Source organism: Mangrovicoccus sp. HB161399, assembly GCF_013184745.1.
GTDB lineage: Bacteria > Pseudomonadota > Alphaproteobacteria > Rhodobacterales > Rhodobacteraceae > Mangrovicoccus.
In genome coordinates, this window is the sequence record NZ_JAATVU010000006.1 from 160740 (window position 1) to 170981 (window position 10242).

Sequence of the window (10242 nt, forward strand, 5' to 3'; positions counted from 1 at the left end):
ATGACCGCCTTTCCGCGCCTGATGGAGCCGATCCGGCTCGGCCGCTGCGAGATCGCCAACCGCATCGTGCTGACCGGCCACGGCACCGGCATGCCGAAGGACGGCACGCCGAACGACCAGATGATCGCCTATTACGAGGAGCGCGCGAAAGGCGGCACCGGGCTCATCATGCTGGGCTCGCAGCAGGTCCACCCGTCCTCGCCGGGGATCACCGGGCTCCTGTGCAACTATGACGACCGGATCATTCCCGGGCTCGCGCGGCTGGCGCGCGCGGTGCAGCGCCATGGCACGAAGGTCTTCGGCTATCTGTCGCATATGGGCTTTGCCACCTCCGCCCGCCCTGTGCCGCTCTGGTCGGCCTCAGCGGGCTACGAGGAGAAATACGGCGAGGTCGCACATGAGATGACCGCGGCCGAGATCGCGATGATCGTGGCGGCCCATGCCGATGCGGCGGCGCGCTGCATCGAGGCGGGGCTCGACGGGATCGAGGTGCATTGCGGCCACGGGCTTCTGGTGCAGCAGTTCCTGTCGCCGCTCTCCAACCACCGCAGCGACGGCTATGGCGGCAGCCGGGAGAACCGGGCGCGCTTTGCCATGGAGATCCTCGCCGCGGTGCGCGCCCGCATCGGTCCGGACGTGCCGCTGGGCATCCGCTGTTCCGGCGACGAGCTGGTGCCGGGCGGGCTCGGTGCCGGGGAAATGGCGGAGATCGTGCCGATGCTGGTGGCGGCGGGCCGGCTCGATTTCGTCGATGTCTCCGCCGGAACCGATGGCAATCTGGTGTCGAACATGCTCCACGAGCCGCCGATGGGCCTGCCGCCGGGGCCGTTCCGCCCGGTCGCCCGCACCATCCGGGAGCGCATCGGCGTGCCGGTGATCCATGGCACCCGCATCCATACCGCCGAGTTTGCCGAAGAGATGCTGGAAGCGGGCGACGCCGACATGGCCGGGATGGCGCGCGCGCTGATTGCCGATCCGCATCTGCCGCGCAAGGCCCGCGAGGGCACGCCGGAGCGCATCACCCCCTGCATCGCCTGCGAGCAGGCCTGTTTCGGGCGGCTCTACCGCGGACGGGCGATCAGCTGCCTCGGCAATCCGGTCACCGGGCGCGAGACCGAGCTGGCAGCGCCCGCATCCGTCCTGGCCCCGCAGAAGGTCCTGGTGATCGGCGGCGGCCCGGCCGGGATGGAGGCCGCGCTTGCCGCGGCGCGGCGCGGCCATCGCGTCACGCTCGCCGAGGCGACGGAGCGGCTGGGCGGCCGGCTCGACCTTGCCCGCCGCCCCGTCGGGCGCAGCGAATGGGCGCGGCTCATCGGGTTCAAGGCGGCCGAGCTCGCGCGGGCCGGCGTGACCGTGCGCACCGGCGTGGCGGCGGACCGCGCGCTGATTGCGGCGCTGGCGCCCGGCCGGGCGATCCTGGCCACCGGCGCCGTGCCGCGTCCCTTCCTGCTGCCCGGGGCTCCGCCCGGGACGATCCTGACGCTCGACGAGGCCGTTCTCGACTGGTCCGAAGGCGGCAGCCGGATCGGCCGGCGCGTGCTGGTCCATGACGGGATGAACCGTGCCCCGGCGCTGGCCCTGGCGCTCAGCCTCGCGCAGTCGGGCCATGAGGTGACGCTCTCGACCGCGGCCTTCCATGCCGGGCAGAACCTCGAAATCCAGAACCTCACCTATTTCCAGCGCGAATGCCTGCGGGCCGGGGTGCGGTTCCTGGCCACGGTCGTGCCGCTGCGCGTCGAGGACGGGGCGGTCGTCTTCCACAACGTGATGACCCGGACCGAGACGGAGCGGCTGGCCGCCGACAGCCTCGTCGCTGCCCTGCCCGGCCTGCCGCGGAACGGGCTTGCCGCCGATCTGGAGGCGCTCGGCATTCCCTACGAGGTGATCGGAGACGCCTATGCGCCGCGCGATGCCGAAGCGGCGATCCTCGAGGGGCTCGAAGCGGGGCTCCGGGCATGACCGGCCGGGATGGCGCCGCAGCGGCGCAAGCCGCAGCCGCTGCGCGCATCGCAGGCGGTCAGCCTTCCGGCCGCGCCGCGGAGGCGCCAGGGACCCGATCGCCGCGAAAGATGGCGCGGAGCGCCCCTGCCGCAAGGCCCGCACCCGTCGCTCCGCAGCGCGGCCGGCTCCCCGGGGCCGGCACCGGATTGCGGCGGCTGCCCGCCGCACGGCGCCCCGGAGCGGCCCAGTCGCACCGCCCCCTGCCGGTCCGGGCCGCAGGCGCAGTGCGGCGCAGCGCGGAGAGACCTGCATGACCGGCAATGGATCGCTCTGGGAACGGCTGGCGCCGCCCGCCCCGTACTGCCCGCCGCTTGAGGGGAGCGCCAGAACCGACTTGGCCGTGATCGGCGGCGGATTTCTCGGGCTCTCGGCAGCGCTGCATGCGGCGGAGGCTGGCATGGATGTGGTGCTGCTGGAGGCCGAAGGCCCCGGTTTCGGTGCGTCGGGGCGCAATACCGGCTTCGTCGTGCCCTCGCTTAAATCCGCGCTCGGTCCGGCAGAGGCCGAAGCCCTTCTCGGGCAGCCCCATGCCGCGCGCCTGCTGCGGCTGGTGGCCGGCTCCGGCGATGCGGTTTTCGGGCTGATCGAGCGGCACGGGCTGGAGGTCGCCCGCGCGCGGAACGGCTGGCTCCAGCCCGGGCACAGCACGGCCGCGGAGGCGATGCTGAAAGGCCGGCTGCCCGCGCTGCTGGAAGCCGGGGTCGATGCCGAATTCCTGTCCCGCGGCGAGATGCTGGCCCTGGCCGGGCTGCCGTCGCTGCATGGCGGGCTGCGCGTCGCCTCGGGCGGGCAGATCAACCCGCTGGCCTATGCCCGCGGGCTGGCCCGCGCCGCGCTGGCCGCCGGGGTGCGGATCCATGCCGGAAGCCGCGCATCGGGCCTGCAGGAGACCGCCACGGGCTGGCGCGTGGCCACGGCGGCGGGCGAAGTCGCCGCGCGGCAGGCGCTGCTGGCGACGAACGCGATGGTCGGCCCGCTCTGCCCGCCGATGCGCGACGGGATCGTGCCGGTGCGGGTGTACCAGGTGGCGACCCAGCCGCTGCCGGATGAGTTCCGCCGCCGCATCCTGCCCGCCATGGCCCCGGTCGCCGATACCCGCCGCCATACTTTCGCCCTGCGCTGGACCGAGGACGGACGGCTGGTCACCGGCGGCATGGCCGTGCCCGGCCCCGGCCGCGACGCCCGCGCAGCCAGGGGCTTCCTCGCGCGCCTGCGCGCCTTCGTGCCCGGCCTGCCTGAGCTGCGCGCGGACGCGGTCTGGACCGGCACCATTGCCGCCACGATGGACGCGCTGCCGCGCATGGTCCGGCTCGGCCCCGGGCTCTTCGGCGCGATCGGCTGCAACGGCCGGGGCGTGGCGCTGTCCACCGCGCTCGGCCGCGAAACTGCCGCGCTTCTCGCGGGACGCACCGCCGCGCAGGACTTCGTCCTGCCGGTCACCGCCCCCCGCCCCGTTCCCATGGCCCGGCTCTCCGGCCTCGGCCCGCATCTCTGGCTGCCCTGGAGCGGCCTGCGGGACCGGCTGGAGGCGCAGGGCTGACCCCGGCAAGACAGGAGAAACACGATGAGCGACGATCAGATCCGGTGGTCCCGGCAGGAAGACGTGGAGCTGACCTGGGTCCACAAGGACAAGGAGTTCAGCCACAGGCTGATCACCAACAAGCTGCATGGCAGCCCGATGTCCTTCCACATCACCACCTACATGCCGCATTTCGACGTCATGGTCGAAGGCGACGGCAAGCATGAGGTGATCCTCTACTGCCTGCATGGCTGGTCGACGCAGATCGTGGAATCGACCGGCATCACGCATCATTTCAAGCAGGGCGACGCGGTCTTCCTGCCCAAGGACTACCGCTACCGCCACGTCATCGGCGAGGCCGGGCTGGTGATCGCGGTCTGCGCCACCCCCTCGAAGGAAGCGGGCGACATGTGAGCGGCTCCGCTTGCAAGTCCCCAACGGAGAACAGGACCGAGGCATGACCGACGCCACCCCCCGCCATTTCGCCCCGCGCGCCCTGATCTGGGCCGAGCTCACCCGCGCCGAACTGGCCGAAGCCGCCACCAACGGCGCGCTGGTGCTGATCCCGACCGGATCGATCGAGCAGCATTCCGACCACCTTCCGGTCGAGACCGATGCGATGCTGGCCGCCGCCGTCGCCGAGCTGGCCGCCGCACGGATGCAGGACACGCCTGTCGTGGTCGCGCCGGCGGTAAGTTTCGGCTTCACGCCGCATCACCTGAGCTGGCCCGGCACGATCAGCCTCAGGCTGGAAACCTACATGGCGATGCTGACCGACATCGCGCGCTCCATCATCGACGCGGGCTTCCCGCGCGCGATCTTCGTCAACGGCCATGGCGGCAATTCGGCGCCGCTGCGCGCGCTGGTCGGGCAGCTGACCACGGACGGCTATCCGGTGGGCATGGTGGACTACACCGCGCCCTCGGATCCCGCGTTCCGCGCCTTCATGAAGGGCGGGCTGCCGCGCCAGGGCCATGCCTGCGAGCACGAGACCGCGATGCTGATGGATCTGGCCGGCGCCGAGACCGCCGGGCTGATCGAGGGGAAGATCGCCGGCCTGCCTGCCCGCCTGATCCAGCCCTGGATCGCGCCGGGGCATCCGGACGACCCGATCACCGATTACGGCGCGAGCTGGGCGGCGATCTTCCATGCCGATGATTGCGGCTACTGGGGCGATCCGGGCGTCTCGACACGGGAAACCGGTGCGGAGCTGACCGAAGTGACGGTGGCCAAGCTTGCGGAATTCCTGGAACGTTTCGCCCGCACCCCGCTGCGGGTGGGCGTGGCGCGGGACCGCCATGCGCCGGGCATAGCGGCCCCCGTCGTCGCGCCGAAGGCCGCCAAATGAGCCGCCGACGCGCGCAATGCATGCCGCCGCCGGCCCCCTGAGAACCGGCGGCGGCAAGATCCGGGCGCCCGCGGGACGCCCGGACCGGAAGATCAGTTCAGCAGCGCGCTGGCGAGGCCGACGACGGCAAGCACCTTCAGCGTGTTGCTGTCGACCCGCACGACCTGGTCGTTCATCACCCGGTACTCCTGGCCCTTCGGCGGCGCCTGCAGATGGCCATGTGCCGGGGGCTGCACCGGCCGGCCGGCCCGCGCGCTGTCGCCGACATGGGGGGCGCCGTGCGGCTGGCCCTTGGGCGGGGTCTGCGCCATCTGGCGGCCCGGCTGGCCCTGCGCCTGCTGGCCCGGGCCATGGGCCGGACCTCCGTGCTGCGGACCGCCCTGCTGCGGACCTCCGGGACCCCTGGGCTGGCCCTGGGCCCGCTGGTCCTGGCCTTTGCCCGGACCGCCATGCTGGGGCCCGCCCTGCTGCGGGCCGCCAGGGCCCCTGGACTGGCCCTGCGCCTGCTGGCCATGGCCCTGGGCCGGGCCGCCCTGTCCCGGCTTCTGGCCGGAGGGACCGCCCTGCTGCTGGACGCAGGCCTGCTGGCCGGGCTTGCAGGACGGCTGGCCGCCGCCCTGGGACTGGGCGAAAGCCGCGGGAGAGAACGCCAGCGTCAGGACCGCGGCGGCGGCGGCGAAAGTTGCGGAACGGGCCATGTCTTGGCTCCTTCGGTCATGGGGGATCGGGACGGGAGCGGCCCCGCCGGAGCGGCGGGACCGGGCAGGCCTACTGCGCCGCCGGGGGCTGGGCCGGGCGCTGGCCGTCGGGGCGCGGCCCGCCCTTGCCGGGCATGTCCGGGCGCTGGCCGTCATGCGGGGCGCCATGGGGCGGCATCTCCGCCATCGCGAGCTTGGCAAGCTGGTCATCCGTCAGCGCGGATTTCAGCCCCTCGACCGCCTGTTTCAGCGTTTCCGCCGCCTGCGCCCTGGCGATCGCGCGGTCGGCCATCATCTCGGCCATCAGCGGCCGCGGCGCCGGCGCCTGGGCGCCTTCGGGTGCACCCTCGGCATGCGGCGGGGCATCCGCCCCCGGCGCGGCGCCGGGCTTCGGCCCCGGTCCGCCCATCGGACCGGGATGCCCGGTCTCGAAGAAGTCCAGCAGCGCCACTGTATAGGCGCGCCAGGCCGGTTCCTGCCCTGGCGTGACGCCGATCAGCGTCTCCAGCGTCGACAGCCGCTCGGCCACGGCCATTTCCGGGTTGCCCTTCGGCGGGATGCGGTGGTCGTGCATCTGCGCCTGGCCGGCCGGAGCGCGCGGAGACTCCGCCAGTGCCGGGATCGCGGCGCTGCCCACCAGGGCGGCTGCCAGAAGACTGCTCATGACGGTTCGTTTCATCGCACCTTTCCTTTCCTCGGTGTGGTGACAGGAGCAGAGATAGGCTGCCTCCTTGTCCGGGCTTGGTCCGGCGCGTGACGAAAGGTTTCCGGCCGGCGGAGATTTGCAAACGAACGTTTCCAGCGCCGCCCCGGCAAGCTTGCGCAACAAATCCGTTTCCCGCCGAGAGCTTGCAGCCGCTATGGTCCGGCGCAGGACATTGGACACAGAGACATGAACAGCGCGCCCGACATTCTCATCGTCGACGACGACCCCGAAATCCGCAGCCTGCTGGGGCGCTACCTGGCCGGGCAGGGATTCCGCGTGCAGACCGCCGCCAACCGGCGCGACTGCCAGGCGCGGATCGCCCAGTCGCTGCCCGACCTGGTGGTGCTGGACGTGATGCTGCCCGACGGCTCGGGACTGGAGATCTGCCGCGAGCTGCGCGCCCGCCTGCCGGACCTGCCGGTCATCATGCTGACCGCGCTGAAGGAGGATGTCGACCGGATCATCGGGCTGGAGCTCGGCGCCGACGACTACCTCGGCAAGCCGTTCAACCCGCGCGAGCTGGTGGCCCGGATCAAGGCGGTGCTGCGCCGCGCCGCGCAGGAGCCGCCCGCGCCCGAGACCGCGGGGATGCGGCGGTACCGCATCGCCGGGATGGACATCGACATCGAGCGCCGCAGCGTCACCGCCGGGGACGGCCGCGACATCGAGCTGACCGGCGCCGAGTTCGACCTCCTGCGGGTCTTCCTCGAACGTCCCGGACGGCTGCTGTCCCGCGACCAGCTGCTCGACCTGACCCAGGGACGCGAACGCGACCCGATGGACCGCTCGATCGACGTGCTGATGAGCCGGCTGCGGCGCAAGCTGGGCGAGGGCCGCGAGGAGGCTCTGTTCAAGACGGTCCGCAACGGCGGCTACCAGCTGGTGGTACCGGTCGAGGCGCAGGCGGCGACGCGATGAAGATGACCTCGCTCAGCGCCCGGATCGCCGCGCTGATGATCGTGGCGATCGTGACCGTGGCGGGACTGGCAACGCTGGCGGCCAGCCGCGCGCTGGTGCCGCCGCCGCCGCAGGCGACGATCGAGCCGATTGCCCGCCAGATCCAGATCCTCGCGCGCCTGGCCGAGACCGATCCGGCGGCGCTGCGCCGCGCGGGCGGCCGGCTGCAGGCAGCCCCGGCCGCGGGCGTGCCCGATCCGCATTCCACCCGCTTCCTCAACCGCGCGCTGGAGAAGACCGGCCCGCACCGCGAGGTCCAGGTCAGCCATGGCAGCGACCTGCCGGCCAAGACCGCCTCGGTGCGGCTTGCCGGCGGCAGCTGGCTGGTCTCCGGCATCCCGGACATGTCCCCGCCCGAGAGCGGCTGGCAGATCTTCGCCATCTGGATCGCGGTGATCCTCGGCGGCTCGGCGGTGGTCGCGCTCTATGCCGCCCAGCGGCTGGTGCGGCCGCTGCGCCTGCTGGAAACCGCGGCCGGCCGGATCGGCGCGGATGCGACGCTCTCGCCGGTGCCCGAAACCGGCCCCGCCGAGGTGCGCGCCACCGCCCGCGCGCTCAACCGGCTGTCCGAACGGCTCTCGGCCGCGATGGAAAGCCGGATGCGGCTGGTGGCGGCGGCGGGACACGACCTGCGCACGCCGATGACGCGGATGCGGCTGAGGGCGGAATTCATCGAGGACGATGCCGAGCGCGCAAAGTGGCTGGCCGATCTCGAGGAACTCGACCTGATCGCCGACAGCGCCATCCGGCTGGTGCGCGAGGAAGTCAGCCGCGACGGCACCGAACCGCTGCGGCTCGACCGGCTTCTGGCCGAGATGGCCGCCGAACTGGCCGAGCTGGGCCATCCGGTGCAACTGGGCACGACCGTTCCGGCGACGGTGACGGCCGGTCCGCTGGCGCTGAAGCGCGCGCTGCGCAACCTGGTGCTGAACGCGGCGACCCATGGCGGCGGTGCCGAAGTTGCACTGGCCTGCGCGGACGGCCACGCCGTGGTAACGATCCGCGACGCCGGGCCGGGCCTGCCGCCTGACATGCTGGGCAGGGTATTCGAGCCGTTCTTCCGCGTCGATCCCGCGCGGCGCAAGACGCTGCCCGGCGCGGGGCTCGGCCTGGCAATCGCCCGCGAGATCCTGGAACGCTTCGGCGGCACCATCGAGATCGCCAATCTCGAGCCCAGGGGGCTCTGCCAGACGGTGACGCTGCGAACCGACCCGGCGCAGCGCTAGCGCCGGAGGTCCCTCATTCCGGGACGGGCCGGAAGCGGAGCCGACACCGTCGGGCATGCTCGCCGCTTTCTGGGACGCCCCGGAAAATGAAAATCACGCCCGTCTTCTGGTCTGCGCCCTGAAAATCGGTCCTGCCTGAAGTAGGCTTTCGAGCCAGATGGAGGATTGGAACATGGGACAGTGAACCGCCCGGGGTCTGCCGGAGGCCGGTTTGCGATAGTTGCGCGGCCATGTCTTCGGGTTCCAGAGCTGCGTGGAAATTTGTCCCGGCTTCCGCAGGCGGGATGCTCCCGATCGGCTCGAACAGGCGGCGGTTGCTGAACCAATCCACCCATTCAAGCGTCGCGCATTCTACAGCCTCGAAGTTGCGCCACGGGCCACTGTGGTGGATGACCTCGGCCTTGTGGAGACCGTTGATCGTCTCCGCCAAAGCGTTCTGCCCCTTTGCTTGAATTCATGGCTGTCCCCCACGCTGCCAACCGAGGGCCCGATGCCCGCTTCCGCCAGCCGCTCCGTGCGCTTGATGGACAGGTGCTGGGAGCCGCGGCCGCTGTGATGGGCCGGCGCCCTCCCCTTTGCCGGACGGCGATCGCGGACCGCCTGCTCCGGGGCATAGGGGACGGCTGCCCGCCGCGGCGCCATCGGTCCGGGCCCGATGGCGGGCGGCCGCGCAGGCGCCCCCCTTCCGGGTCGCCGCGCAGGCGAAGCCGCCCACCTGTCACCCGGCAGGCGATTGCACGCAGTCGTCGAGAGGGCAGAGCATGTTCGGAGCAGGCGCCCGGAACTGCCGGTTCACCTTGTCCGAAGGGCATGCAGCCTTCTTGTCCGGCACCGTCGTTCCGTGCGGCTTGCCGCGGAGCGAGCCGCTATCCGCCATTGATCCGAGGAATTGCCAGCGGAAGCGCCACCGGTCCGAGCCCGATGGGCGACGGCGAGGGAGCGTCTTCGCAAGGCCGTCTCGGACCTGACGCCCGAGACGCTGATCCTGAAGGAGTGAGCGCGGTCGCACCACGGGTCCAAGCGGCCGCGCGACCGCACCGGGAGCGAAGGGCGTCCCGGAACCGGTCCGGCGGACCGGCTCAGCGCCGAGCGGGGGGAGCCCCCGAGTCCCGCTCGCTGCCGCGGCTGCATCGGCTCCGTCCGGCAGACGTTCAGAGGCGGGCCATGGAGGCGCCACCGGTCCGGGCCCGATGGAGGGCGGACGCCGTGCCTGCCGCAGTCTCGGCCAGCAACGGTCCACGCAGCTCAAAGTGCCGCGCGGGCGGGCCGGCGAGGATGCCTTGACCGCGGACATCATCGCTCCGACCAGCCAAGCCGCTGCGGATGTCGCCGCATTGCAGCCATGCTCCGCGGGGCCGGGCGGGCAGCGAACGCGAAGCGCGTGGAACGGCGGGCCTGAATTGCGCCGCTGCGGGCGGGCCAGGCGGCCGGGTTGAATTCGCCCTCCGCGGGCTTCCAGAGGAAGAATGCCCATGCCCGGACGCCACCGAGGCCGCAGCACCGGATTCAAGCGCCAGGTCGCCGCCGGGTTTCGGGGCGGCGGAACGCTCCGCGCGCTCGGCCGCCGCCGCGGCCTGCCGCGCAGCCTGATCCGGGTCCGGATGGAAAGGCGGGGAACCGGCGCGCTCGACGGGGAGCGCGGCCCTGTCCGCCATTGGCCCGGGAACAATGGCCGGGCGCGGCAGCCGGGCCGGTGGCCGGATGCGGAGCCCGGATCGTTGCGCCGGAGCGGCTTGCCGGGCGCCAGGCTCCCGGGACCGGGTTTCCGGAAAAGGGCTCAACGCTCC

General features: G+C 72.4%; 8 protein-coding genes and 2 pseudogenes. 7 read left to right on the forward strand and 3 right to left on the reverse strand.

The genetic code is table 11. The features are described 5' to 3' along the window. The 4 genes from HCC78_RS05160 (at position 1) to HCC78_RS05175 (ending at position 4868) form a co-directional block, all read left to right on the forward strand. Positions 1-1959: an FAD-dependent oxidoreductase gene (locus HCC78_RS05160; RefSeq protein ID WP_172327671.1), complete on the forward strand. Its 1959-nt coding sequence runs from the start codon at positions 1-3 to the stop codon at positions 1957-1959. A gap of 292 nt (positions 1960-2251) precedes the next feature. Further along, entirely contained in the window at positions 2252-3541 is a 1290-nt protein-coding gene (locus tag HCC78_RS05165) for an FAD-binding oxidoreductase (RefSeq protein WP_172327672.1), read from the forward strand. A 24-nt stretch (positions 3542-3565) separates the two neighbouring features. Then, entirely contained in the window at positions 3566-3934 is a 369-nt protein-coding gene (locus HCC78_RS05170) for a hypothetical protein (RefSeq protein ID WP_172327673.1), read from the forward strand. Positions 3935-3977: 43 nt separating this feature from the next. Continuing rightward, complete coding sequence (locus HCC78_RS05175; protein ID WP_172327674.1) at positions 3978-4868, forward strand: creatininase family protein; 891 nt, start codon at positions 3978-3980, stop codon at positions 4866-4868. 92 nt (positions 4869-4960) lie between these two features. Here HCC78_RS05175 and HCC78_RS05180 read toward each other — a convergent pair whose 3' ends face one another. Together HCC78_RS05180 and HCC78_RS05185 are read right to left on the reverse strand one after the other, a co-directional pair. Then, a complete protein-coding gene (locus tag HCC78_RS05180; RefSeq protein WP_172327675.1) occupies positions 4961-5566 on the reverse strand; it encodes a hypothetical protein in 606 nt (201 codons plus the stop codon). Positions 5567-5636: 70 nt separating this feature from the next. Then, positions 5637-6245 carry a hypothetical protein gene (locus tag HCC78_RS05185; protein WP_172327676.1) on the reverse strand — a complete coding sequence of 203 codons (609 nt, stop codon included), beginning with the start codon at positions 6243-6245 and terminating at the stop codon, positions 5637-5639. A gap of 213 nt (positions 6246-6458) precedes the next feature. Between HCC78_RS05185 and HCC78_RS05190 the strand changes: the two genes are divergently transcribed. Next, positions 6459-7190, forward strand: a complete 732-nt coding sequence (locus HCC78_RS05190) for a response regulator (protein ID WP_172327677.1) — start codon at positions 6459-6461, stop codon at positions 7188-7190. Continuing rightward, a complete protein-coding gene (locus tag HCC78_RS05195) occupies positions 7187-8455 on the forward strand; it encodes an ATP-binding protein (protein ID WP_253949037.1) in 1269 nt (422 codons plus the stop codon). The genes HCC78_RS05190 and HCC78_RS05195 overlap by 4 nt, the downstream gene beginning before the upstream one ends. Before the next feature lie 223 nt (positions 8456-8678). On the opposite strand, the pseudogene HCC78_RS34710 reads toward HCC78_RS05195, so the two are convergent. Beyond that, positions 8679-9320, reverse strand: a pseudogene (locus HCC78_RS34710) (IS3 family transposase); the annotation flags it as partial. Positions 9321-9392: 72 nt separating this feature from the next. Between HCC78_RS34710 and HCC78_RS33565 the strand changes: the two are divergent. Continuing rightward, positions 9393-9845, forward strand: a pseudogene (locus HCC78_RS33565) (hypothetical protein); the annotation flags it as partial. Positions 9846-10242: the final 397 nt, after the last annotated feature.

Coding starts and splice junctions, on each gene's coding strand:
- HCC78_RS05160 (WP_172327671.1), top strand. CDS start 1: ATGACCGCCTTTCCGCGCCTGATGGAGCCGATCCGGCTCGGCCGCTGC.
- HCC78_RS05165 (WP_172327672.1), top strand. CDS start 2,252: ATGACCGGCAATGGATCGCTCTGGGAACGGCTGGCGCCGCCCGCCCCG.
- HCC78_RS05170 (WP_172327673.1), top strand. CDS start 3,566: ATGAGCGACGATCAGATCCGGTGGTCCCGGCAGGAAGACGTGGAGCTG.
- HCC78_RS05175 (WP_172327674.1), top strand. CDS start 3,978: ATGACCGACGCCACCCCCCGCCATTTCGCCCCGCGCGCCCTGATCTGG.
- HCC78_RS05180 (WP_172327675.1), bottom strand. CDS start 5,566: ATGGCCCGTTCCGCAACTTTCGCCGCCGCCGCCGCGGTCCTGACGCTG.
- HCC78_RS05185 (WP_172327676.1), bottom strand. CDS start 6,245: ATGAAACGAACCGTCATGAGCAGTCTTCTGGCAGCCGCCCTGGTGGGC.
- HCC78_RS05190 (WP_172327677.1), top strand. CDS start 6,459: ATGAACAGCGCGCCCGACATTCTCATCGTCGACGACGACCCCGAAATC.
- HCC78_RS05195 (WP_253949037.1), top strand. CDS start 7,187: ATGAAGATGACCTCGCTCAGCGCCCGGATCGCCGCGCTGATGATCGTG.